Origin of the sequence: Castellaniella daejeonensis (assembly GCF_039523555.1) — a bacterium.
GTDB lineage: Bacteria > Pseudomonadota > Gammaproteobacteria > Burkholderiales > Burkholderiaceae_B > Castellaniella > Castellaniella daejeonensis.
Map to the genome: position 1 here is coordinate 620,435 of NZ_BAAAFN010000015.1, position 23,892 is coordinate 644,326.

Consider the following 23,892-nt stretch of genomic DNA (forward strand, 5'->3'; position numbering starts at 1 on the left):
CGGGGTGGTCCGGCCCGAGGCCCGGGCCGCCCCAGGTCAGAGAAAGTCGCGGCGCAGCTGGTAGATCAGTTCCAGCGCTTCGCGCGGGCTGAGGCTGTCGGGATCCAGCGCCTGCAGGGCGGCGCGCAGGGGCGCATCCGGGTCGCCGCCGGATTCTTCCTCGGCCTGCTGCACGAACAGCGCCAGCTGGGATTCCGACCGGTTGCGGGCTTCCAGTTCGGCCAGTTCCTTGCGCGCATGGCGGATCACCACCGGCGGAATGCCTGCGCGCTGGGCCACATGCAGGCCGTAGCTCTGGCTGGCCGGGCCGGGCCGGACTTCGTGCAGGAAGACCACGCCATCGGGGGCGTCGGCCGCCGCCAGGTGGACGTTGACCACGCCATGGGTCTTTTCCGGCAGTCGGGTCATCTCGAAATAGTGCGTGGCGAACAGCGTCATGGCGCGGTTGTGCGTCAACAGCCGGTGGGCGATCGCCCAGGCCAGCGCCAGGCCGTCGTAGGTGGACGTGCCTCGGCCGATCTCGTCCATCAGGACCAGGCTGCGCGGCGTGGCCGCGCCCAGGATCACCCCGGCCTCCATCATTTCCATCATGAAGGTCGAGCGCCCGCCCGCCAGATCGTCGGCGGCGCCGATGCGCGTGAAGATGCGGTCGAGCGGGCCGATGCGCGCCCGCGAGGCGGGCACGTAGCTGCCGGCCCGCGCCAGCAGCGCGATCAGCGCCACCTGGCGCATGTAGGTCGACTTGCCACCCATGTTCGGCCCCGTGATCAGCAGCATGCGGCGTTCTTCGTCCATGCGGCAGTCGTTCGGGGTGAAGGACTCGATGCTGTGTTCCACCACCGGGTGGCGGCCGGCCTCGATGTCCAGGCAGATGTCGTCGGTCAGCTCCGGTGCGACCCAGCCGTGGGCGCGCGCATGGTGGGCCAGTCCGGCCAGCGCATCGATGCGCGCCAGGGCTGCGGCGCTGCGCGCCAGGGCTGCGGCGTGCTCGGCGGCCTGAGCCAGGATCTGCTCGTACAGCAGCTTTTCGCGGGCCAGGCCGCGGTCCCGGGCCGAAAGAACCTTGTCTTCCCAGGCTTTCAGCTCGGGCGTGATGTAGCGTTCCACGTTCTTCAGCGTCTGGCGGCGGCGGTAGTCGTCGGGCACCTTGTCGGTCTGGCCGCGCGTGACCTCGATGAAGAAGCCGTGGACGCGGTTGTATTCCACGCGCAGGTTGGCGATGCCGGTGCGTTCCCGTTCGCGGGCCTCGACTTCCAGCAGGAAGGCGCCGTTGTCGCCCGCCAGCTGGCGCAGTTCGTCCAGTTCGGCGTCGTAGCCGGGTGCGATCACGCCGCCGTCGCGCACCATCGGGGCGGGCTCGGCGGCAATGCCACGGGCCAGCAACGCATGCAGCGCCGGATCCACCGGTACGTCTTTCAGGCAATCGGCCAGCAGCCCCCGGGCATCGAAAGCGGATGCGGTGGCCTGCGCCAGCGTGTCCAGGCCGGCCAGCGCTTCGCGCAGGCTGGCCAGCTCGCGCGGGCGGATTGTGCCCAGCGCCAGGCGGGTCGCCATGCGTTCCAGGTCAGGCAGCGGCCGCAATGCGTCCCGCAAGGCGCGCAGCGCGCCGTCGGCGTCCGGCGCCTGCAGGAACTGCGTGATCGCATCCTGGCGGGCGCGGGCCTGCGGATTGTCGCGCAGCGGCGCCTGCAGCCAGCGGCGCAGCTGGCGGCTGCCCATGGGCGTGCGGGCATGATCCAGCGTGCTGAACAGCGTCGGCCCGTCGCCGCCATTGAGCGTATCGGTGATTTCCAGGTTGCGCCGGGTGGCCGGATCCAGAACCACGTAGTCGCCGCCGGCATCCACCGACAGGCTGTGCACATGGTTCAGTGCCTGGGCTTGCGTGGAGCCGACGTAGCGCAACAATGCCCCAGCCGCGCGCATCGCCAGCGGCAGGTGATCCAGGCCGAAGGCCCCCACGTCGTTCACGCCGAAATGGCGCAGCAGCGTGTCGCGCGCGCCATCGGCCTCGAAGTGCCAGTCCGGCACCCGGCTGATCGCCGTTTCCAGGCCCGTGGCCTCGAGCGCCCGGGTGTCCGCCTGCTCCGCGCAGACCAGTTCGGCGGGCGCGATGCGGCCCAGTTCCGCATCCAGCAGCTCCGCCGTCGATTCGCAGGCCTTGAAGTCGCCGTTGGCCAGGTTCATCCAGGCCAGCCCCACGGTCTCGCGCCCGTGGCCGCGTCCCATGATCCAGGCCGCGATCCGGCGGTCGTCGTTGGCCGGCAGCAGCGCGTCGTCGGTCAGCGTGCCGGGCGTGACCACGCGCACGATCCTGCGTTCGACCGGCCCCTTGCTGGCGCCCGGATCGCCGATCTGCTCGCAGATGGCGATGGATTCACCCAGCGCCACCAACCGCGCCAGGTAGCTTTCCATGGCATGGTGCGGCACGCCCGCCATCGGGATCGGCGCCCCGTTGGATGTGCCGCGCTTGGTCAGCGTCAGGTTCAGCAGGCGTGCTCCCCGCTCTGCATCGTCGTAGAACATCTCGTAGAAGTCGCCCATGCGATAGAACAGCAGATGCGACCCGGCCTGGGCCTTCAGCTGAAGGTACTGCTGCATCATCGGCGTGTGACCGGAAAGATCGGAGGTGGACATGGCTGTGGTGCTGGCGGGGGGTGAAACGGGGAGGTACGTATTATCGGTCAATGAGGCGGGTAGTGTCTGTCGGACGGTGCCGACAGGAGGCTGTTACTACGCTTGTTCCTGTGTTACATAAAGATTCATGGATGACATCGCGGTCTCCGATCTGAAAACGATCCTGCATTCCAAGCGGGCGAATATCTATTACCTGGAACATTGCCGAGTGCTGGCCAATGGTGGTCGCGTCGAATACGTGACCGATGCAGGCAAGCGGTCACTGTACTGGAATATCCCGATCGCCAATACCACCAGCATTCTGCTGGGAACAGGTACTTCCATTACACAGGCGGCAATGCGGGCGTTGGCCAAGGCCGGCGTACTGGTGGGGTTTTGCGGTGGGGGTGGAACACCTCTGTTTTCCGCCATGCGAGGCGATGATGAACAGCAGTTTCGCCGCAACTGCATCGAAGCCCTGACGCGCAGTGAGTCGCTGGATTTCATGATCGATACGGTCAAGGAAATCGCCATGGCGGCTTCCGGCTCAGGGGTCATTCCGCCTTCGGATCAAGAAGGTGGTGCATGAATGTCCTGCTGGTTTCCCAGTGCAGCAAGCGTGCCCTGACGGAAACGCGGCGGATCCTGGATCAGTTCGCCGAACGGCGCGGGGATAGGACATGGCAGACCGCAATTACCCGGGCCGGGCTCGAGGAGGCCGTCCACGCTATTCCAGATAGCGTCGAAGAGCAGCCCGATTTGCCTTATGTGCAATTGCGCAGCGCTAGCACCGGGCAGCGGTTTTGCCTGTTCCTGGCTCTGGGAGACCCGCAGCCAGAGGCGGTATCCGGGGTATTCAATACCTACGGTTTGAGCAGTACGGCGACACTTCCCTGGTTCTGACCCTTTTCTACGAGGCCCTTGTGGGCCCCTTATGAATCAATGGGTTATTGACTGATCAAGAATTTGGGCAGTGTGGGCATGTTGGTTGAAGATCTTTAAAAAATCAGTAAGTTGAGTGTTTGTTTGTCTAGTTCGCTGCCGCGTAGGCAGCTGAGAAAAGCAGTAGGGTGCGGGCGTCGATCATGCGGCCGTTCGCTGCCGCGTAGGCAGCTGAGAAATACGCACGTTGGGATGCCGACCCACTGAAGCACGTTCGCTGCCGCGCAGGCAGTTGAGAAAATCGAAACGGGCGGCAATCCCTTCGCTCATGCAACAGAGAAACATCCCGTCGCCGCGCCGTGACGAATCCCCGAGGATGGATCACAATGCGCGGTTCATATCGTCTATTTCACAAACGCTTGCAAGGATCTCCGCCATGCCCGAGCCACACGCATCGCTGAAAGAACTCACTCTGCGGGGTGCGGTTCTGGGCGCCCTGATCACCCTGATATTCACCGCTTCCAATGTCTACCTGGGCCTGAAGGTGGGCCTGACCTTCGCCTCCTCGATCCCGGCGGCGGTGATTTCCATGGCGGTGCTGCGGGCCTTCCGCGATTCCAACATACTGGAAAACAATATCGTCCAGACGCAGGCGTCCGCGGCGGGCACCTTGTCCGCCGTGATCTTCGTGCTGCCGGCGCTGCTGATGATGGGGTACTGGACAGGCTTTCCCCTGTTGCAGACCGCCATGATCTGCGCCTGCGGCGGGATCCTGGGCGTGGTGTTCACCGTGCCGCTGCGGCGCGCGCTGGTGGTCAACAGCGATCTGCCGTATCCGGAAGGCGTGGCAGCGGCCGAGATCCTCAAGGTCGGGCAGCATCCTGGCGACGGCACGGGGGCCCGGCAGGCCGGTGGATTGCGTGACATCGTGGCCGGCGGTGTGCTGGCGGGCGGTTTCAGCTTGCTGACCGGCGGCCTGCGCGTGGCCGGCGACAGCGTGGGTTACTGGTTCAGCGTCGGGCGCGCTGTATTCCAGCTGCCCCTGGGTTTGTCCTTCGCACTGGTCGGCGCGGGGTATCTGGTCGGCATCGTCGGCGGCGTGGCGATGCTGCTGGGCGTGGTGCTGTCCTGGGGGGTCGCCGTCCCCTGGCTGACCTCGCTCGCACCCATGCCCGATGGTGCCAGCCTGGCGGATTTTGCCACCGGCATCTGGGTCTCCAAGGTGCGGCTGATCGGTGCCGGCATGATTGCCGTGGCCGCCGTCTGGACGTTGCTGACGCTGATCAAGCCCATGGTCGAGGGCATGCGGATTTCGCTGGCGGTGTTCAAGCGCGGGCGAAGCGGTGCGGGGATGGAGCGCACCGACGCCGACCTGCCGCCCGGGGTGCTGCTGAAGCTGACCCTGCTCATGATCCTGCTGCTGGGCGCGACTTTCCAGTCCTTCGTGGCCGACTCCGGCCTGCCTGTGCTGGCCGCCTGGACCCTGGTGGTGGCCGGCGTCGTGCTGGCCTTCGTGTTCGGCTTCCTGGTGGCTGCCGCCTGCGGCTACATGGCAGGCCTGGTGGGTTCGTCGGCCAGCCCGATCTCCGGCATCGCCGTGATCGCCATCCTGGCCTCGTCCATGATCTTCATCGGCATCGGCCAGGCGCAGGATCTGCTGGGCAAGCCTGAATCCGTGCGCTTCATGACGGCACTGGCGTTGTTCTGCACCTCGGTCGTCGTGGCCGTGGCGGCGATTTCCAATGACAATCTGCAGGACCTGAAAACGGGCTGGCTGGTGCATGCGACTCCGTGGCGGCAGCAGACGGCGCTGATCATCGGTTGCGTGATCGGCGCAGTCACGATTCCGCCGGTGCTGGAACTGCTCTACGAGGCCTATGGCTTCATCGGCAGCCTGCCGCGTCAGGGCATGGATCCTGCGCAGGCGCTGGCCGCGCCGCAGGCATCGCTCATGATCACCATCGCGCAGGGCCTGTTCAGCCATACGCTCGACTGGACATACATCCGCATCGGCGTGCTGGTGGGTGCGGCCCTGATCGTGCTCGACGCAGCCCTCGGCAGGTTCACCCGGTTTCGCGTGCCGCCGCTGGCCGTGGCCATGGGCGTCTACTTGCCGCCCACGGTGGCTACGGCACTGTTCGTGGGCGCCCTGATCTCATGGTTCGTCCGGCGCCGCGTCGATACCCGGGCGGTGCCCGACGGCGTGGAGCGCGAGCGGCTCGTCCAGGCAAGCGAGCGCACGGGCACGCTGTTCGCTTCGGGGCTGATCGTGGGCGAGAGCCTGGTGGGTGTGGTGCTGGCCATCCTGATCGTGGGATCCATGGCCTCCGGCGGCGGGGATGCCCCCCTGGCCGTGGCGGGCCCCGGGTTCGCGCCGGCCGCCACAGTCATCGGGCTGCTGGCCTTTGCCTTCATGTGCGTCGTGTTCGCACGGCGCGTGCTTGCGGCGGCACGGACGGCCGGAAAAGGCTGATGCGATCGGGCTGGTCCTGAGCCCGGGCGCCGCCCCGGACCTTGTACCATTACGCCAACGCAAAATACGGAGATTCACATGCAGATCGGCATGGTAGGTTTGGGGCGCATGGGCGCCGGGATGGCGCGCCGGCTGATGGGCAGGAACATCGGCTGCGTCGCCTACGATCCCCAGGCGGATGCCGTGGCCCGGCTGGCCGCGGATGGCGCCGTCGGGGCGGATTCCCTGGCCGACCTGGTCGACCGGCTTCCGCGCCCCAGGACCGTCTGGCTGATGGTGCCGGCGGGCCTGGTCGATGGCTTGCTGGACCAGATCGTGCCGTTGCTCGACGCGGACGATATCGTCATCGATGGCGGCAATTCCTGCTATCACGACGATATCCGGCGGGCGGATGCGCTGGCGGAACGGGGCATCCATTACCTGGATGTCGGCACTAGCGGGGGCGTGCACGGCCAGGCCAGGGGCTATTGCCTGATGATCGGTGGTGACGCCGCCGCGGTTGCGCGGCTGGACCCGGTCTTTGCGGCGCTGGCGCCGGGGCTTGATGCCGCTTCGCGCACGCCGGGCCGGCGGGCCGGCGGCACGGCGGAACAGGGCTACTTGCACTGCGGGCCGGCCGGGGCGGGACATTTCGTGAAGATGGTGCACAACGGCATCGAATACGGAATCATGCAGGCCTATGCCGAAGGCTTCAACCTGCTGCGTCATGCGAATGTGGGCAAGCGCGATCATGCGGCCGATGCCGAGACGGCACCGATGCGCGACCCGCGGCACTACCAGTACGACATGGACCTGCCTGAGATTGCCGAGCTCTGGCGACGGGGCAGCGTGATCGGGTCGTGGCTGCTGGACCTGACGGCGCAGGCGTTTCAGGCCGATCCGGGGCTGGACGGTTTCACGGGCCGGGTGTCCGATTCCGGCGAGGGACGCTGGACGCTGCATGCCGCTGTCGACGAAGGTGTGCCGGTGCCGGTGCTCGGCGCGGCGCTGTTCGAGCGGTTCCAGTCGCGCGGCAACGCGGAATTCGCCAATAAGGTCCTGTCGGCGATGCGCAAGGGCTTTGGCGGGCACCAGGAACCCGGAGCGGAAACCAACCACCCATCGTAAGCCTTTGTCCCGCCATCGGAATCGGGAAAAGCCCAGGGTTTGTCCATGGGTTTGTCCACAGATGAGGTGGATAATTCTGCGCGGCCGGCGCGTGTCATGCGCCGGTCATTTTTCCGCCTGCTGCGGCATCCCATTGATTTGAAAGCAGGAAATCAAGTCCCCCAGGACTTGTCCATGGGATTGTCCACAATCGAAGTGGATAAAGCCGTCATCCCCAGCCGGAACACGGTCAGGGAGTCCTTCACTTCGTCGGCCAGGCGCTCCTGCAGGCTGGTGGCGCTGGCGGACTGACGCACGAGCCGGGCATTGTGTTGCGTGACCGAATCGATCTGGGCCATGGCCTGGTGGATCTGCTCGATGCCGGCAGATTGCTCCACGGTGGCGGCGGTGATTTCGCTCATGATGCCCGAAACCTTCTGCACCGACCCGACGATTTCCCGCATGGTCCGGCCCGCCTGCCGCATGCGCGCCGCGCCGTCTTCGATGCGCAGGGTCGACTGCTCGATCAGCGCCCGGATTTCCCCCGCTGCGGCGGCGCTGCGCTGCGCCAGGGCTCGCACCTCCGAGGCCACCACCGCAAAGCCACGGCCTTCCTCGCCGGCGCGGGCCGCCTCGACGGCGGCGTTCAGGGCCAGGATGTTGGTCTGGAAGGCGATGCCGTCGATGACGCCGACGATCTCGCCGATCCGCTGGGCGCTGTCGGAAATGCCTCCCATGGTCTGAATCAGGTCGTCCATGGTGCGCCCGCCGTCCGTGGCCACGGATGATGCCTCTCCTGCCAGCTGGTTGGCCTGCCGGGCATTGTCCGCATTCTGGCGGGTGGTGCAGGCCAGTTGCTCGATGCTGGCCGCGGTCTGCTGCAGGGCAGCCGCCTGCTGTTCCGTGCGCGCGTTCAGGTCCTGGTTGCCGGCCGCGATTTCGCGCGAGCCGTGGATCATGCGGGCGGTGCGTTCCAGCACCATGGCGATCATCGTCCTCAGACTGTTCTGGGTGTCCCTCAGGCCCTGGAACAGTTGCCCGATTTCATCCCGGGTCCAGACCTCGATGGAGGCGGTCAGGTCTCCTGCGGCAATCCGGCGCAGCAGCTGGCCGCTGTCCAGCAGGGGGTTCAGGACCATGCGCAGCAGGACCTGGTAGACCAGCCAGGCCAGCAGGGCGGCTGCCAGGGCGAGCCCGATCAGGCCGCCGCGCAGGGCATCCGGCAGCGGCCCCGCCAGCGCAAGCACGAACGTGACGGCGAGCAGGGTGGGCAGGAACAGTCCCAGGACGCATAGCGCCAGGCGGACGCGCAGCGAGAGCGTCAGGAAGAAGTGCTTCATGTGTGTCTCCATCGCGCGGCGCCCTGGCCGGCGCGTTTCATGTGTGTTCTTCGGCGCTCGCTGCGGCGACGGGCGATGGGCCTGGGGGGGCGATGCGCCAGGCCACTATATCGATCCTCCGGGCGGGTGGACATTCCATGGAATCAATACCCATCATCACGCGGCATGAAGGAAGGCGCCGCGCCGGGCGATTTCCTACCGCTGCAGCTAAACCCTTGAGGCACAGGGGAAACCCGCGGATGCAGTGGGCTTATCCATGGATTTGTCCACAATCCGCGTGGATAAAACAGTCAGCGTGGGTCCGGAAAGACGAGCGCCGGGCGCCGGGACCGACGTAAAATCGCCTTCCCTTCGTTTCATTCCCGGAGATTCCCGCCATGGAACAGCTTCAGGCTTTCTGGTCCAGCATCCCCGACCCGAGCGGCATCGTGATCCACCTGGGCGTCACCCTGGCCATCCTGGTGGTCGGCTGGGCCGTATCCAATCTGCTGGGCCGCTGGATGCGCCATATCGCAGACCGTTCGCCCCGGATCGACCCGACCATCGTGCCCATGGTGCGCAGCGTCACCGTCTGGGCGGTGCGCATCGTGGTGCTGCTGGCCGTGCTGGCCCGCCTGGGCGTGCAGACCGCCAGCCTGGTCGCCATGCTGGGCGCTTCCGCCCTGGCCATCGGCCTGGCCTTGCAGGGCACGCTGCAGAATTTCGCGGCCGGCATCATGCTGCTGGTGCTGCGGCCGGTGCGTGCGGGCGAATTCGTCGCCATCGGCAGCCAGGGCTCGGGCACGGTGGACGAGATCGGCCTGTTCATGACGCGGTTCGTGCAGGCCGACGGCATCCAGATCCTGCTGCCCAACACGCTGGTCTGGGGCAGCCCGATCACCAACTACAGCCGCAACAAGACCCGCCGCCTGGACATGATGCTGGGGGTGCGCTACGACGACGACCTGGAATCCGCCCTGGCCACCCTGAAAGCGCTGGTGGATCGCCATGACGGCATCCTGGGCGATCCGGCGCCCCAGGTCATGGTGATGGAATACCGGGAAAGCACCATCATGGTGAACATCCGCGTATGGACGCCGGCGGAGAAATACTGGGACGTGTATTTCGACCTGCATCGCCGCGCGCCCCAGGAATTGCGCCAGGCGGGCCTGCGTTCGCCCATTCCCCTGCGCGAAGTCCAGTCGATTCCGGCCCCTGCGCCGGAAAACGGCGCCGCCAACGGCTGATTTCGAGCCTGGGTCCCGGCCGGTCCTTTCCTATTCCACCATCCGGTTCAGCCGTTCCGCGTCGAGCGGGTGCTGGCCGTTTTCGATGCGCTGGCCCAGGTCTTCAAGGGCCGAGCACAGGCGCTGGATGCGTGCATCCTGCTGTGCCGTGTGGTTGATCAGTTCGTGCAGCACCTTGACCAGCGGGTCGTCGTCCGCGCGGCTGACGCCGTAGGGGGCGAAATCTTCCTGCGAGGCCGTGCCGTCCGCGGAGGCGGATTCCTGCCGGCCGCGCTGCAGCAGTTCCTGCAGGGGCCGGGCCGCCCATTCGGATTGCGAGGGCGGGGCGCCTTCCTCGCAGGGCGACGGGGTGGCGCGCCTGGCCGCCGTGGCAGGCGTTGCATCCGGCTGCCGGGCACCGGCCCCGTCTCCGGCGTCCCGGGTCGCTGCCGTGCCCTGGGCATCGCCGGCTGCCGGTGCGGGCGCCGTGTGGTCTTCCGGCAGGATCACCCGCGCCGGATTGCCCACGGCGGTTGCGCCGGCGGGTACAGGCTTGATCACCACCGCGTTGGAGCCGATCCGCGCGTGGGCGCCCACGGTGAAGCCGCCCAGGATCTGGGCGCCCGCGCCCACGACCACGCCTTCCTCGAGCGTGGGGTGGCGCTTTTCCCCCTTGTACAGACGGGTGCCGCCCAGGGTGACGCCCTGGTAGATGGTGCAGTCGTCGCCGATCTCGGCGGTCTCGCCGATCACCACGCCGAAGCCGTGATCGATGAATACGCGCCGTCCGATGCGCGCGCCGGGGTGGATCTCGATGCCGGTGAGCAGGCGCCCCAGGTGGGATACGAAGCGCCCCGCCCAGTACCAGCCGCGCCGCCACAGGCCGTGCGCCAGGCGGTGGACCAGGATGGCATGCAGTCCGGGGTAACAGGTCAGGATTTCGATGCGGCTGCGGGCGGCCGGATCGCGTTCATGGATGCAGGCGATGTCTTCGCGTAGCTGGTCAAACATGTCGGTCGGGGCTCAAGGCGTGTTCATGTTCATCGGAGAGGCCGGTCGGGGCGGTCCGCGCGGCGCCGGCCGTGGCGTGCCCCGCGCTGCGGATCATGGCGGTGCACATGCCGCGCACCATGTCCACTTCGTCGGTGCTCAGCCGGTTTCGGGTCCACATCTGCCGCATGCGCGGCAACAGTTTCTTCGGATGCCGCGGATCGAGGAATCTCACGGCCACCAGGGCCTGCTCGAAGTGGTCGAGCATGGCCTGGACGCGTTCGCTGCTGGCCGGGTCCGTGCCCGGATCGTGCCGGGCATGGGTGTCGGGCAGGCGCGCCTCGCCGGCCAGCGGCAGCAGGGCGTAGCGCATTTCCCAGGCAGCGAGTTGCAGCGCCTGGGACACGTTCAGTGAACTGTACGCCGGATTGGCGGGAATGTGGCAGACCCGCTGGCACAGCGTGATGTCTTCGTTGGAAAGACCGGTGCGCTCCGTGCCCAGCACGATGGCGATGCGCGTGTCCGGCCGGGCCAGTTCGGTGGCCGATTGCGCGGCGGCCTCGCGGATGTCGCAGGGCGGGGGGCCCATGGCACGGGCCCGCGCCGTCAGGGCAAAGGCCAGGGTCGCCGGCCCCAGCGCATCGGCCAGGGTGGCGTGCGTGCGGGCCTGGTCCAGGATGTCGCCGGCCCCGCTTGCCAGCGCGATGGCCTCGGGCTGGCGCAGGATGTCCGGGTCGGCGGGGGCCACCAGATGCAGGTCGTGAAAGCCCATGGTCTTGATCGCGCGGGCCGCCGAGCCGACATTGCCGGGATGGGTCGGGTTGACCATGACGAAGCGCACCCGGGCAAAAATATCCGGGCCGCGGGCGGGCGTATCGGAGGAAACTGGCGGAGTCATTTAAAATAGAAGCTATTACCCGTGATCTTTGGAAACCTATGCACCCGATGCTCAACACCGCCATCAAGGCGGCACGCCGTGCCGGCGCCATCATCAACCGCGCCAGCCTCGACCTGGAACGCCTGAACGTGGCGCGCAAGGGGCCGAAGGACTACGTCACGGAAATCGATCGGGCCGCCGAGGAATCCATCATCGACATTTTACGCACAGCCTATCCCGACCACGGCATCCTGGCCGAGGAATCGGGCCGCCACCAGGCGGCGGGCGACCAGGTCGGCGCCGAATTCCAATGGGTGGTCGATCCGCTGGACGGCACCACGAACTTCATCCACGGCTTTGCGCACTATGCCGTGTCCATCGCGCTGATGCATCGCGGCCAGGCCGCGCATGCCGTGATCTACGATCCCACGCGCAATGAAATGTTCACCGCCAGCCGGGGCAGCGGCGCCTTCCTGAACGACCGCCGGGTGCGGGTGTCCACCTGCGTGCGCTACCACGATGCCCTGCTGGCTTCGCATATTCCCCAGTCCACGGCGCTGCCGGCGAACTCGCCCTTCGTTCCCCTGCTGGCCGAAAGCGCGGCGGCGCGGCGCACGGGTTCCACGGTCCTCGACCTGGCCTGGGTCGCCAGCGGCCGGCTGGACGGTTTCTGCGGCGTCGGGCTCAAGCCCTGGGATATGGCGGCCGGCAGCCTGCTGGTCCTCGAAGCCGGTGGCCTGATGGCCGATTTCCAGGGCGAACAGGGCTGGATGGAATCGGGCAATGTGCTGGCCGCGCCGCCCAAGATATTTGCGCAGATGATGGCGCATCTGCACGCCTGACGGGACAAGACTATGGAATGGTTGCTGGATCCGGCAGCCTGGGTGGGCCTGTTCACCCTGATCGTCCTGGAAATCGTCCTGGGCATCGACAACCTGGTATTCATCGCCATCCTGGTCGACAAGCTGCCGCCCAAGCAGCGTGACCGGGCCCGTGTCCTGGGCCTGAGCCTGGCGCTCATCATGCGCCTGTTCCTGCTGACGCTGATGTCCTGGCTGGTGAAGCTCACCGAGCCGCTGGTGCAACTGGGCGGCTTTTCATTTTCGGGCCGCGACCTGATCCTGATCACGGGCGGCTTCTTCCTGCTGTTCAAGGGCACGTTCGAACTGCACGACCGCATCGAAGGCCGCACCCAGCACGCTTCCGGTTCGCGCCTGCATGCCGGTTTCTGGGTGATCGTCACGCAGATCGTCATCCTGGATGCGGTGTTCTCCGTCGATTCGGTGATCACGGCGGTGGGCATGGTCGATCACCTGGTCATCATGATGGCGGCGGTCGTCATCGCCATGGCCATCATGCTGGTGGCATCCAAGCCGCTGACGGCCTTCGTCAACGCCCACCAGACCGTGGTGATCCTGTGCCTGGGCTTCCTGCTCACGATCGGCTTCTCGCTGGTGGCCGACGGCTTCAGCTTCCACGTCCCCAAGGGCTACCTGTACGCCGCCATCGTGTTCTCGGTGATGATCGAGACGCTCAATCAGTGGGCGCGGCGCAATGTACGCCGGGCCGAGATGCGCCGGCCGCTGCGCGAGCGCACCGCCGAGGCCGTCCTGCTGATGCTGGGCCGCAAGCCCCTGGACTATCCCGAGCCCGATGACGACGACCAGGATGCGCCCAAGCCGGTGCAGCCCTTTGGCGACGAGGAACGCAACATGGTCAGCGGCGTGCTGACCCTCAGCGACCGCAACGTGCATTCCGTGATGACGCCGCGCACCGACGTGTCCTGGATCAACCTGGACGCGCCGGCCGAAGACCTGCGCGCCCAGCTGATCCGCGAACCGCACAGCTTTTTCCCGGTGTGCCGCGGCACCCTGGACGAGGTCGTGGGCGTGGGCCGGGCCAAGGACCTGCTGCTCGATCTCCTGGAACACGGCGGCATCCGGGAAACCCGGCTGCGCGAGCCCATCATCGTGCACGAGACCATCCCCATCCTGCAGCTCATGGAAACGCTCAAGCGTTCGCACGGGCTGCTGGTCCTGGTGGCCGACGAATTCGGCTCGATCGTCGGCGTGGTGACGCCGATCGACATCTTCGAGGCCATCGCGGGCGAGTTTCCCGACGAGGACGAGGCGCCCGACATCATCGACCAGGGCGACGGCCGCTGGCGCGTCGATGGCGCCGCCGACCTGCACCACCTGGAACAAATCCTGCATACTGACGGCCTGGTGGACGAGCACGAGGAATATTCCACCATCGCGGGCTATCTGCTGAGCCGATTCGGGCGCCTGCCCGATGTCGGCGATCATTGCGAGCTGGTGCGCGGCTACGGCGGCTTCCGCTTTACCGTGGCCGCCCTGGAAGGCCGCCGCATTGCCGCCGTCCAGATCGACAGCCTCGATCCGTTCGACCCCGAGGCCGAAACCCAGGCCGATTGACGGGGCGCGGCCCGGGGCCGTCCCGCCGTTTCCTACAGGCGTTGCAGGCGGATGCCGGCCGCGTCGATCTCGATCCATCCGCCCCGATGGGGCGCGTCCTGGTCGAATTCCCAGTCGGGCAGCACGAAGCGCCGCGCCGCGCGTCCGTCCAGTTCCAGGTCGTGGATGGCGGGCCGGTGCGTATGGCCGTGGATCAGCGTGCTGCATCCGGCGGCGCGCAGGGCCTGGGCCACGGCGGCCGGGTTCACATCCATGATCGCCATGGATTTGGCCCGCCGGGCCAGCCGGCTGCGGGCGCGGGCACGGGCGGCGATCGCGCGCCGCAGGCCCAGCGGCAGGGCCAGGAACACATGCTGGACCCAGGGGGTGCGGACGATGCGGCGGAAGCGCTGGTAGGCCAGATCGTCGGTGCAGAATTCGTCGCCGTGGGCCAGCAGGATCGGCCCGGCGTCCGTGTCCAGGATGGCGGGCGCGTCCAGCAGCCGGGCGCCCAGCGCATCGGCCAGGGCGCGGCCCATCAGGAAATCACGGTTGCCGCGCGCCAGCCACAGGGGGATGGCACGGGCGGTGGCGGCCAGTTCGCCCAGGGCGGCGGCAAGCCAGGCGGGCGGATGGCGCAGGGCGTGGTCATCGCCGATCCAGGCGTCGAAGAGATCGCCGCACAGGACCAGGGCGTCGGCCTGCTGCCGGGCCCGGTCCAGGAAATCGTAGAAGGCGCGGGCCGTCTGCGGGACGGCCTCGCCCAGGTGGATGTCCGAGGCGACCCAGACGGCGCCCCGCAGGGCCAGTTTATTCAACCAGCGTGGCGCTTTCGATGACGACGTCTTCGACGGGCACGTCCTGGTGGAAGCCCTTGCTGCCGGTCTTGACCTTCTTGATTTCATCGACGACCTCGGTGCCTTCGATGACGCGGCCGAACACGGCGTAGCCCCAGCCGTTGGACGTGGGCGCGGTGAAATTCAGGAAGTCGTTGTCGGCCACGTTGATGAAGAACTGGGCCGTGGCCGAATGCGGATCGGCGGTGCGCGCCATGGCGAGCGTGTAGCGGTCGTTCTTCAGGCCGTTGTTGGCTTCGTTCTCGACGGCGGCGTGGGTCTGCTTCTGCTTCATGCCGGGCTCGAAGCCGCCGCCCTGGATCATGAAGTTGTTGATGACGCGGTGGAAGATGGTGCCGTCGTAGAAGCCTTCCTTCACGTAGGTCAGGAAGTTCTCGACCGTCTTGGGGGCTTTTTCGGCGTCCAGTTCGATCAGCAGATCGCCCTTGTTGGTGTGCATTCTGACGTGCGGATGAGTGCTCATGGCTGTGCTTTGGGTAGAGGGGTTGGAATCGGCCTGTGCGGCGGCGGCGCCGCCCGCCAGGACCAGGGCGCAGCCCAGGCTGCAGGCCCGCGCCCAGGGCAGGGCGCGGGAAAGGAATGACGAATGGGACATGGGAAGCGTCCGGGGCAAAAGGCCTATTGTGCCTTAGGCGCGGTGATTTTGTCGTCCGCGGGCGAGACGGCCGCGGCAGGCGAGGCGCCCGCGGCCCGGGCGCGGGCAAAGGATTCCTGCGCCAGGCGCATCTGCACGTGGCCCAGGTTTTCCAGGGCCGCGGCGAAGGACGGGTCCGACACCAGCGCCATGTCCAGCGCGTCGCGAGCCAATTGAAGCTGTCCGCGGCGGGCGTATTCGATCGCCAGCGCGTTCCAGGGTTCGGGCAGTTCGGGGTAGTCGGTGGTCATCTGGCGCCAGACGGCCATGGCATCGTCGTGGCGGCCCAGCGCCACCAGGGCGCGGCCCTGCTGGTAGCGCAACTGGACGTCGGTGCCGGGCGTGGCGATCTCGTCGCGCGCGGCCTGCTGCTTGGCGATGATGTCCAGGGCTTCGTCGGCGCGGCCCGCATCGATCAGTGCCGCCACGTGTTCCGCGATCTGGGCGGGCGTCAGCGGAATGGCCGTATTCACCGATGGTTCGGCCTTTTTCAGCAGGTCGGCAAAGGCCTGCCAGCCGCGCTCGGGCGGCGGCGCTTCGGTGAACTCCCCGGTCGCGGGGTCGTAGTTCAGGCTCGGCAAGCCCGTGTCGGTGCCGGCACCCGTGGATGCCGCGAAGGCCGGGCCCGCCGCCAGGCAGGCGCTCAGGGCCAGAACAGGAAGAAAAGGGCGGGTCACGTCTCGGGGCGCCTATGGATGGGGTTCTGGGATTGGACTAAGGGACGGTATACTTGTCAGTCCATTTTACATCCCCGCACGCTGCCCGCATGGTCCGGAGCGGCGGGTCTGCTCGTCTCATCCGGTCCGACATGCTCCATATCCACGACACCCTGACTCGCCAGAAAATCCCGTTGCGGACGGTGGAGCCGGGGGTGGTGCGCATGTATGTCTGCGGCATGACGGTCTACGATTTCTGCCACCTGGGCCATGCGCGGATGCTGGTCGGGTTCGACGTGGTGCAGCGCTGGCTGCGGGCGTCGGGCTACCGGGTGCGCTACGTGCGCAACATCACCGACATCGACGACAAGATCATCCGCCGCGCCGTCGAGCGCGGCGTCACGATCCGCGAACTCACGGAATTCTTCATCGACGCCATGCGCGCCGACGAGCGCGCACTCGGGGTCCAGCCGCCCGACGACGAGCCGCGCGCCACGGAACACGTGGCCGGCATGCTCGACATCATCCGTACGCTCGAATCCAGGGGCCTGGCCTACCAGGGCGCGGACGGCGACGTCAATTTTCCGGTGCGCAAGTTCCCGGGCTACGGCAAGCTGTCGGGCAAATCGCTCGACGACCTGCGCGCGGGCGAACGCGTCGCCGTTTCGGCCGGCAAGCAGGATCCGCTCGATTTCGTGCTGTGGAAATCCGCCAAGCCCGAAGAGCCCGCCGATACCCGCTGGGATTCCCCCTATGGCCCGGGGCGCCCGGGCTGGCACATCGAATGCTCGGCCATGAGCCATGCGCTGCTGGGCATGCCGCTGGACATCCATGGCGGCGGCCCGGACCTGAAATTTCCCCACCACGAAAACGAGATCGCCCAGAGCGAAGGCGCCTTTGGCGGCACGCTGGCCACCACCTGGATGCACTGCGGCCCGATGATGGTGGACGCCGAAAAGATGTCCAAGTCCCTGGGCAATTTCCGGCGCATCCGCGACACGGTGGCGCTGGATGCCGCCGACGACCGCGCGGATTACGCCGTCAACCCGCGCGAAGCCGAGATGCTGCGCTTCTTCCTGGTGCGCAGCCACTACCGCAGCGCCCAGAACTACGCGCCCGATAATCTCCAGGACGCCCAGAACGCGCTGGACCGGCTCTACCAGGCGCTCGCCAGCGTGCCGCCCGCGGATGTCATCGTGGATTGGGACGATCCGGCCGCCCAGGCCTTCCGCGCCGCCATGGACGACGACTTCAACACGGCGGGCGCCGTGGCCGTGCTGTTCGACCTGGCGGGGCGGGCCAACCGCGAAGCCAGCGCCCAGGCCAGCGGCCTGATGCGCGCCCTGGGCGGCATCCTGGGCATTTTGCAGACCGACCCCGACACCTACCTGAAATCGCCCACGCGGTTCCTGGCCGGCGGCACGCGGGCCGACACGCTGTCCCCCGATGCCATCGAAGCCCTGATCGCCGAGCGCACCCAGGCCAAGGCCGCGCGCGATTTCGCGCGGGCCGATGCCATCCGCGCGCAGCTGCGCGAGCAGGGCGTCGAGCTGGCCGACGTGGCCGGCGGCGCCACCCACTGGCGGCGGGTGTAGCCATGGACATGCAGCATTACGCTTCCGCCGCGCTGCGGCCCGTCTACTGGACCCAGGCCTGCGAGCATCTGATGCAGCGTGACCGCATCCTGCGCAAGCTGATCCCGGTCTACGGCCACGAATCCATCCAGGCGCGCCACAGCCCGTTCCAGACCCTGATCCGCATCATCGTCGGCCAGCAGATTTCCCTGGCCCTCGGGCGCAAGCTCTGGGCCGGGCTGGTCCAGGCCTGCGGCAACGACATGCAGCCCGGCTGCATCGCCCGGCTGTCCGAAACCGAACTGCGCGGGCTTGGCCTGTCGCTGCGCAAGGCACAATACTTGCGCGATGCGGCCGAGTTCTTTTCCCAGCCCGGCCGCCTGGATCCGGCCTGGTGGGAATCCCGCGACGATGCCGCCGTGATGGCGCTGCTGTGCGACATCCGCGGCGTGGGCCGCTGGACGGCGGAAATGTTCCTGATCTTCTTCCTTGGGCGGCCCGACGTCCTGCCGCTGGACGACACCGCGCTGCTCAAGGCCATTTCCCATCATTACTTCAGCGGCGAACCCGTATCGCGCTTCGAGGCCCGTGAAGTCTCCCAGGCCTGGGCGCCCTGGCGCACGGTCGCCAGCTGGTACCTGTGGCGCAGCATGGATGCTGCCGCCGTCGAGTACTGAAGTACTGACCGGATCCCGAAATTCCACCCTGGAAATCCTGCTCCCATGCGAAATACATTTCTTGAATTCGAACAGCCTCTGGCCGAGCTCGACCAAAAGATCGAAGAACTGCGCTACGTGCAGACCGATTCCGCCGTCGATATCTCCGAAGAGGTCAACCGCCTGCAGCAGAAGAGCCAGTCCCTGGCCAAGAGCATCTACGCCAAGCTCACCCCCTGGCAGACCGCGCTGGTGGCCCGCCACCCCCAGCGGCCCTACACCATGGACTACGTCCAGGCGCTGTTCACGGATTTCCATGAACTGCACGGCGATCGCATGTACGCCGACGACCAGTCCATCGTGGGCGGGCTGGCGCGCTTCAACGGCACGCCCTGCATGGTCATCGGCCATCAGAAGGGCCGCGACACCAAGGAACGCGCCCTGCGCAATTTCGGCATGCCGCTGCCCGAAGGCTACCGCAAGGCCCTGCGCCTGATGAAGCTGGCCGAGAAATTCCGCCTGCCGGTGTTCACCTTCGTCGACACCCCGGGCGCCTATCCCGGCGTCGGTGCCGAGGAACGCGGCCAATCCGAAGCCATCGGCCACAACCTGTACGCCATGGCCGGCCTCAGGGTGCCCATCATCGTCACCATCATCGGCGAAGGCGGTTCGGGCGGCGCGCTGGCGATCGCCGTGGGCGACACGGTGATGATGCTGCAATACGCCACCTATGCCGTCATCTCGCCCGAAGGCTGCGCTTCCATCCTGTGGCGCAGCGCCGACAAGGCTTCCGTCGCGGCCGAGGCGCTGGCCATCACCGCGCCGCGCCTGAAGGAACTGGGGCTGATCGACCGCGTGGTCAACGAGCCCGTGGGTGGCGCCCACCGCGATCCGGCCACCATGGCCCGCCAGCTCCAGCGCGCCCTGGCCGACGCCCTGCGCGAGCTGTCCGGCATGGAAGTGGACGAACTGCTGCGCCGCCGCCTGGAACGCGTCTCCGCGTATGGGCGCTTCCAGGAAGCCCGCTAGCCGCATGACGCGCGCCGGCGGGGCGGGGCGGCCGGACAAGGCCTCACCCCGCCATTCTCCGCGGCCCCGCGCCGCGTCCGGCGAACACCCCGATCCCTGGCTCCAGGCGCTGGATCCGGCCCTGCTGCGGGCAGTCGACGCCGCCCTGGCGGGGCAGCCCGCGGGCGCGGCCATCGGCGTGGCCCTGAGCGCCGGGGCCGACTCGGCCATGCTGGCCGCGCATGTGGCCGGCGTGGCCCGGCGGCGTGGCCTGCGCCTGCATTGCTTCCATATCCACCACGGCCTGCAGGCCGAAGCCGACGACTGGCAGGCCCGTGCACATCGGCTGGCAGATCTTCTGGATGCCGGCTGCCACAGCAGGCGGGTGGCCGTCGATGTCGACGGGCGGGGCATGGAAGCCGCCGCCCGGGACGCCCGCTACGCCGCCCTGGCCGAACTGGCTGTCCATGCCGGTGTCGGGCATGTGCTGCTGGCGCATCACCAGGACGACCAGGCGGAAACCGTGCTGCTGCGCCTGCTGCGCGGCACCGGGCCGTCGGGCCTGGCGGCCATGCGGCCCGTGACGGAGCGCAATGGCCTGGTTTGGATCCGGCCCTGGCTTGACCAGCCGCGGTCCGCCATCCTGGATTGCGCGCGGCGCTTCGAGACGCTGACCGGCTGGCGGCCGGCGGACGACCCCAGCAATGCCGACGGCCGCTATGCCCGTGGCGCCTTGCGCGCCCGGCTGGCGCCGGTGCTGGACGAGCGCTGGCCCGCCTGGCGCCGCAACCTCGCCCGCCATGCCGCCCAGGCCGGGGAACTGTCGGATTGGGTGGAAGCGGCCGCGCAGGACGACTGGCTGGGACTGGATCCTTCGCCCGACGGGCGGGACTTCTCGCTCGCCGCCTGGCGCGCGCTGCCGGCGCCGCGCCAGGTCCAGGTGCTGCGCCATTGGCTGGGTATCCTGGGCTTGCGCATGCCCACCGAAGCCCGCCTGCGGGCCTGGTTGCGCCAGCTGCGCGAAGTCCACGCGCTGGGTCATGATCGGAGCGTGCAACTGCGCCACGAAGGCGTCTGGATCGTGGTGCGGCGCGGCCGTGTCTGCTGCCTATGGAAAACCCGGGTAGAATAATTCGTTTTGCTGGTTCCCCGGGCTTCACTCTTCGTCAAGGCAACATGCTAATCGTCCAGAAATACGGCGGCACCTCGATGGGCTCCGTCGAACGCATTCAGAACGTCGCGCGGCGGGTCGCCAAATGGCACGCCGCCGGCCACCAGGTCGTCGTCGTGCCCTCGGCCATGGCGGGCGAAACCAATCGCCTGCTGGGCCTGGCCAAGGAAATCTCTCCTCAGCCCGATCTGCGCGAACTCGACATGCTGGCCGCCACCGGCGAGCAGGCCAGCAGCGCGCTGCTGGCCATCGCCCTGATGCGCCAGGGCGTGGCCGCCCGCAGCTACGCCGGCTGGCAGGTGCCGGTGCGCACCGACAGCGCCTACACCAAGGCGCGCATCCGCTCCATCGACGATACCCGCATCCGCACCGACCTCGATGCGGGCCGCGTGGTGATCGTCACCGGCTTCCAGGGCATCGACGACGAAGGACACATCACGACCCTGGGGCGGGGCGGCTCGGATACTTCGGCCGTGGCAGTCGCCGCCGCGATGGGCGCCGACGAATGCCTCATCTTCACGGATGTGGATGGCGTCTACACCACCGATCCGCGCGTCGTTCCCGAAGCCCGCCGCATGAACGTCATTTCCTTCGAGGAAATGCTGGAAATGGCTTCGCTCGGCTCCAAGGTCCTGCAGATCCGTTCCGTCGAATTCGCCGGCAAATACCAGGTGCCGCTGCGGGTCCTGTCCTCGCTGACCGATCCCATGATCCCGGTCGACGAGGAAATGCACTCGGGCACGCTCATCACTTTCGAGGAAGACCAGAAAATGGAAACCGCCGTTGTATCCGGCATCGCCTTCAGCCGCGACGAAGCCAAAGTCACCCTGCGCAACGTGCCCGATACCCCGGGCGTGGCCTATTCGATCCTGGGCCCCGTGGCCGCGGCCAACATCGACGTGGACATGATCCTGCAGAACATCTCCCAGCAGGGCATGACCGACTTCTCCTTCACGGTCAACCGCAACGACTTCGCGCGCACCCTGGATCTGCTGAAGAACCAGGTCGGCCCGGCCGTGGGCGCCGGCGAAGTCGTCTCCGACGACAAGGTCGCCAAGGTCTCCATCGTCGGCATCGGCATGCGCAGCCACGTCGGCGTGGCCAGCCTGATGTTCCGCACCCTGGCCGAAGAAGGCATCAACATCCAGATGATCAGCACCTCGGAAATCAAGACTTCCGTGCTGATCAACGACAAGTACATGGAACTGGCCGTGCGCGCCCTGCACAAGGCCTTCGAACTGGACCAGGAAGCCATCCAGGCCGAAGCCTGACGAGCGTGCCGGGACATGGGCCGTGCCTTGCCAGCGCGTGCCGTGTCCTGTGCTAGAATTCCGGTTTTGCTGGAGACGTGGCCGAGAGGTTGAAGGTACTCCCCTGCTAAGGGAGCATGCGGCTTATACCCGCATCGAGGGTTCGAATCCCTCCGTCTCCGCCAGCAAGATTCCGGCGCCTGCGCGCCGGGCTCCCGAAACCCGCCGAACCCCCGGTTCTGCGGGTTTTTCTTTGGCCGATCGGTTTTGCCCTGATCGCGTCTTCCAGCGAGCCCGGCATCAAGGCCGGGGCGCGGGCAAGAACTGGCGGCGGCCCGTGCCGGGCATGCGATCCGGCGAGGTGGGGATGTTCCTCATTAATTATACAGAATGGTATGTATAATTAACTGTCATCCAACCCAGGGGCTTCCATCATGGCGCGACCAGCCGGTGCCGTTTCAATCGCCCGTTCACGCATCCTGTCCTGCGCGTCGGACCTGTTCTATCGCAAGGGCATCACGCATGTGGGCGTCAACGAAATCATCGAGGCCAGCGGCGTGGCCCGGATGACGCTCTATCATCACTTCAAGTCCAAGAACGACATCATCAGCGCGGTGCTCGACCAGCGCAGGGAGCGGCGTCTCGAAGGCATCCGGGCCGCCATGCAGGAGGCCGGTACGCCGCGCGGTCGGATCCTGGCCGTGTTCGACTATCTTGATCGCATCGCCGGCGATCCCGGGTTTCGCGGTTGCGCGTTCATCAATGCGGCGGTCGAACTGGCCGACCCGGCGCATCCCGGCTTCGCGCTCGCCCTGCGGCACAAGCGGCGCATGATCGAGGAGTTCGAACGGATCGCGGCGCAGGCGGGGTGGCGCGAGCCCCGGCAGTTCGCTGTGCAATGCCAGCTGCTGTGGGACGGCGCCATCGCCGCCGCCCAGATCGGCTACAGCGACGCGCCTGTGCGGGCGGCCCGCGCCGCCCTCGAAACGCTGATCGATGCGGCCGAGTCCGGCACGGCACGGCGCTGCGGGGGGCAACCATGAGGCCGGCCGCCCTTGCCTGGGCGCTGTCCGGCGGGTCGGCGGTCGCCGTGGGCTTCGCGCGCTTCGGCTACGCGCTGATCCTGCCGGCGATGCGGGCGGACCTGCAGCTGAACTACGCGCAGGCGGGCTGGCTCAATACCGTGAACGCGCTCGGCTATCTGCTGGGCGCCGTGCTGACGATCCACTTTGTCGCGCGGCTGGGAAACCGGCGCCTGTTCATGGGGGGCATGGCGCTGACGACGTTTTCGGTGCTGGCCAGCGGACTGACGCATGATTTCTTCTGGCTGGGCGTCTTCCGGTTCGCGGCCGGATTCGGCGGAGCGGGTGCCTTCATCTGCGGGGGCGTGCTGGCGGGGGTGCTCGGCACGCGCGCCATCGTGATCTTCTTCAGCGGCGGCGGGCTGGGCATGCTGCTGACGGGCGCGGCATTGCCATGGCTTTTTGAATGGCAAGGGGCGGGCGCCTGGCCGGCGGCGTGGATCGCCATGGGAATCATCTGCCTGCCGTGTGCCATCGCCGCGATCCGCGCTGCTGCGGACATTGCGGAACCCTCGTCCGTGCGCGCCAGCGCCCGGTGGCCATGGCGGTTCTGCATGCCGATACTGAGCGCGTATTTCATTTTCGGGCTGGGCTACATCGCCTACATGACCTTCATGGTGGCCTGGGTGCGCCATCACACCGCCGACGCGACTCTCCTGGCCATGACCACTTCCGTGATGTGGGGGCTGCTGGGTGTGGCGACCTTGCTGGCTCCGGTGCTCTGGGCGCGGCTGTTCAACGGGCGCCGGGACGGCATGCCCATGGGGGCCGCCCTGTTCGTGCTGACGGCGGGCGCGGCGCTGCCCTTGGTCCTGCCCAACCTGGCGGGCATCTGGTTGTCCGCGATGCTGGTGGGCGGCAGCGTCTTCATGGTGCCTTCCGCGGTGACCGGCTTCGTCAAGGGCAATTTGGCGCGGCCGGCCTGGGGCAATGCCATGGCGGTCGCCACCAGCCTGTTCGCCATTGGCCAGACGATCGGCCCGGCCGCTTGCGGATGGATCAGCGATCGGGCTGGCTCGCTGTCCTTCGGGCTGGCCGTATCGGCCGCCATGCTGCTGCTGTCCGGTGTGCTGGCCATGTGGCAGAAACCGCTGGCCTGAGCCCGCGCGGGATCGGGCCGCCAG

20 protein-coding genes, 1 tRNA gene and 2 pseudogenes are annotated in these 23,892 nt (G+C 67.4%); 15 read left to right on the forward strand and 8 right to left on the reverse strand.

Annotated elements, in window-relative coordinates; all coding sequences use genetic code 11:
* Nucleotides 1-36: 36 nt before the first annotated feature.
* Nucleotides 37-2,634, reverse strand: a complete 2,598-nt coding sequence (mutS, locus tag ABD022_RS12585; protein ID WP_325126282.1) for a DNA mismatch repair protein MutS — start codon at nucleotides 2,632-2,634, stop codon at nucleotides 37-39.
* Nucleotides 2,635-2,761: 127 nt separating this feature from the next.
* Between mutS and cas1f the strand changes: the two are divergent.
* The 4 genes and pseudogenes from cas1f to gnd form a co-directional block, all read left to right on the forward strand.
* Nucleotides 2,762-3,061, forward strand: a pseudogene (gene cas1f, locus ABD022_RS12590) (type I-F CRISPR-associated endonuclease Cas1f); the annotation flags it as partial.
* 137 nt (nucleotides 3,062-3,198) lie between these two features.
* Nucleotides 3,199-3,516: a type I-F CRISPR-associated endoribonuclease Cas6/Csy4 gene (gene cas6f / locus ABD022_RS12595; protein ID WP_343821562.1), complete on the forward strand. Its 318-nt coding sequence runs from the start codon at nucleotides 3,199-3,201 to the stop codon at nucleotides 3,514-3,516.
* Between the two features lie 415 nt (nucleotides 3,517-3,931).
* The gene (locus ABD022_RS12600; protein WP_343821564.1) at nucleotides 3,932-5,968 is read left to right on the forward strand and encodes an OPT family oligopeptide transporter; all 2,037 of its coding nucleotides are present in this window, start codon (nucleotides 3,932-3,934) and stop codon (nucleotides 5,966-5,968) included.
* A gap of 78 nt (nucleotides 5,969-6,046) precedes the next feature.
* Nucleotides 6,047-7,075: a phosphogluconate dehydrogenase (NAD(+)-dependent, decarboxylating) gene (gene gnd / locus ABD022_RS12605; protein WP_325124321.1), complete on the forward strand. Its 1,029-nt coding sequence runs from the start codon at nucleotides 6,047-6,049 to the stop codon at nucleotides 7,073-7,075.
* A 152-nt stretch (nucleotides 7,076-7,227) separates the two neighbouring features.
* Here gnd and ABD022_RS12610 read toward each other — a convergent pair whose 3' ends face one another.
* Nucleotides 7,228-8,046 (reverse strand): methyl-accepting chemotaxis protein, encoded by an 819-nt coding sequence (locus tag ABD022_RS12610; RefSeq protein WP_425545237.1) that lies wholly within the window; start codon nucleotides 8,044-8,046, stop codon nucleotides 7,228-7,230.
* 15 nt (nucleotides 8,047-8,061) lie between these two features.
* Nucleotides 8,062-8,406 (reverse strand): annotated as a pseudogene (locus ABD022_RS14835) (HAMP domain-containing protein); the annotation flags it as partial.
* Nucleotides 8,407-8,771: 365 nt separating this feature from the next.
* Between ABD022_RS14835 and ABD022_RS12615 the strand changes: the two are divergent.
* Nucleotides 8,772-9,620 (forward strand): mechanosensitive ion channel family protein, encoded by an 849-nt coding sequence (locus tag ABD022_RS12615; RefSeq protein WP_325124319.1) that lies wholly within the window; start codon nucleotides 8,772-8,774, stop codon nucleotides 9,618-9,620.
* A 30-nt stretch (nucleotides 9,621-9,650) separates the two neighbouring features.
* On the opposite strand, the gene cysE is transcribed toward ABD022_RS12615, so the two are convergent.
* Nucleotides 9,651-10,610 carry a serine O-acetyltransferase gene (cysE, locus tag ABD022_RS12620; RefSeq protein ID WP_325124318.1) on the reverse strand — a complete coding sequence of 320 codons (960 nt, stop codon included), beginning with the start codon at nucleotides 10,608-10,610 and terminating at the stop codon, nucleotides 9,651-9,653.
* On the reverse strand, nucleotides 10,603-11,487 hold the full coding sequence (locus tag ABD022_RS12625) for an RNA methyltransferase (protein ID WP_343821569.1): 885 nt from the start codon (nucleotides 11,485-11,487) through the stop codon (nucleotides 10,603-10,605). Before ABD022_RS12625 ends, cysE begins: the two co-directional genes overlap by 8 nt.
* Before the next feature lie 38 nt (nucleotides 11,488-11,525).
* Here ABD022_RS12625 and ABD022_RS12630 point away from each other — a divergent pair, with 38 nt between their 5' ends.
* On the forward strand, nucleotides 11,526-12,308 hold the full coding sequence (locus tag ABD022_RS12630) for an inositol monophosphatase family protein (RefSeq protein ID WP_343821571.1): 783 nt from the start codon (nucleotides 11,526-11,528) through the stop codon (nucleotides 12,306-12,308).
* A gap of 12 nt (nucleotides 12,309-12,320) precedes the next feature.
* Complete coding sequence (locus tag ABD022_RS12635; protein WP_343821573.1) at nucleotides 12,321-13,901, forward strand: TerC family protein; 1,581 nt, start codon at nucleotides 12,321-12,323, stop codon at nucleotides 13,899-13,901.
* 32 nt (nucleotides 13,902-13,933) lie between these two features.
* On the opposite strand, the gene ABD022_RS12640 is transcribed toward ABD022_RS12635, so the two are convergent.
* From ABD022_RS12640 to ABD022_RS12650, 3 genes are all read right to left on the reverse strand, one after another.
* The gene (locus ABD022_RS12640; protein WP_343821575.1) at nucleotides 13,934-14,698 is read right to left on the reverse strand and encodes a UDP-2,3-diacylglucosamine diphosphatase; all 765 of its coding nucleotides are present in this window, start codon (nucleotides 14,696-14,698) and stop codon (nucleotides 13,934-13,936) included.
* A complete protein-coding gene (locus ABD022_RS12645) occupies nucleotides 14,691-15,200 on the reverse strand; it encodes a peptidylprolyl isomerase (protein ID WP_325124326.1) in 510 nt (169 codons plus the stop codon). Before ABD022_RS12645 ends, ABD022_RS12640 begins: the two co-directional genes overlap by 8 nt.
* 155 nt (nucleotides 15,201-15,355) lie before the next feature.
* On the reverse strand, nucleotides 15,356-16,048 hold the full coding sequence (locus tag ABD022_RS12650) for a tetratricopeptide repeat protein (RefSeq protein WP_325124313.1): 693 nt from the start codon (nucleotides 16,046-16,048) through the stop codon (nucleotides 15,356-15,358).
* 131 nt (nucleotides 16,049-16,179) lie between these two features.
* Between ABD022_RS12650 and cysS the strand changes: the two genes are divergently transcribed.
* The 8 genes from cysS to ABD022_RS12690 all read left to right on the forward strand — a co-directional run bounded on the left by cysS (nucleotide 16,180) and on the right by ABD022_RS12690 (nucleotide 23,868).
* Nucleotides 16,180-17,622: a cysteine--tRNA ligase gene (gene cysS, locus ABD022_RS12655; protein WP_343821577.1), complete on the forward strand. Its 1,443-nt coding sequence runs from the start codon at nucleotides 16,180-16,182 to the stop codon at nucleotides 17,620-17,622.
* 8 nt (nucleotides 17,623-17,630) lie between these two features.
* Entirely contained in the window at nucleotides 17,631-18,278 is a 648-nt protein-coding gene (locus tag ABD022_RS12660; protein ID WP_325124325.1) for a DNA-3-methyladenine glycosylase family protein, read from the forward strand.
* A 45-nt stretch (nucleotides 18,279-18,323) separates the two neighbouring features.
* Nucleotides 18,324-19,286, forward strand: coding sequence for an acetyl-CoA carboxylase carboxyltransferase subunit alpha (locus ABD022_RS12665; RefSeq protein ID WP_325124311.1), 963 nt, complete (start codon nucleotides 18,324-18,326; stop codon nucleotides 19,284-19,286).
* A 4-nt stretch (nucleotides 19,287-19,290) separates the two neighbouring features.
* A complete protein-coding gene (gene tilS, locus ABD022_RS12670) occupies nucleotides 19,291-20,397 on the forward strand; it encodes a tRNA lysidine(34) synthetase TilS (RefSeq protein ID WP_343821580.1) in 1,107 nt (368 codons plus the stop codon).
* Between the two features lie 44 nt (nucleotides 20,398-20,441).
* Nucleotides 20,442-21,707 (forward strand): aspartate kinase, encoded by a 1,266-nt coding sequence (locus ABD022_RS12675; RefSeq protein WP_325124309.1) that lies wholly within the window; start codon nucleotides 20,442-20,444, stop codon nucleotides 21,705-21,707.
* A 71-nt stretch (nucleotides 21,708-21,778) separates the two neighbouring features.
* A tRNA-Ser gene (locus ABD022_RS12680) sits at nucleotides 21,779-21,871 on the forward strand.
* A 249-nt stretch (nucleotides 21,872-22,120) separates the two neighbouring features.
* The gene (locus ABD022_RS12685) at nucleotides 22,121-22,729 is read left to right on the forward strand and encodes a TetR/AcrR family transcriptional regulator (RefSeq protein WP_325124308.1); all 609 of its coding nucleotides are present in this window, start codon (nucleotides 22,121-22,123) and stop codon (nucleotides 22,727-22,729) included.
* Nucleotides 22,726-23,868, forward strand: a complete 1,143-nt coding sequence (locus ABD022_RS12690; protein WP_325124307.1) for a YbfB/YjiJ family MFS transporter — start codon at nucleotides 22,726-22,728, stop codon at nucleotides 23,866-23,868. Before ABD022_RS12685 ends, ABD022_RS12690 begins: the two co-directional genes overlap by 4 nt.
* Nucleotides 23,869-23,892: the final 24 nt, after the last annotated feature.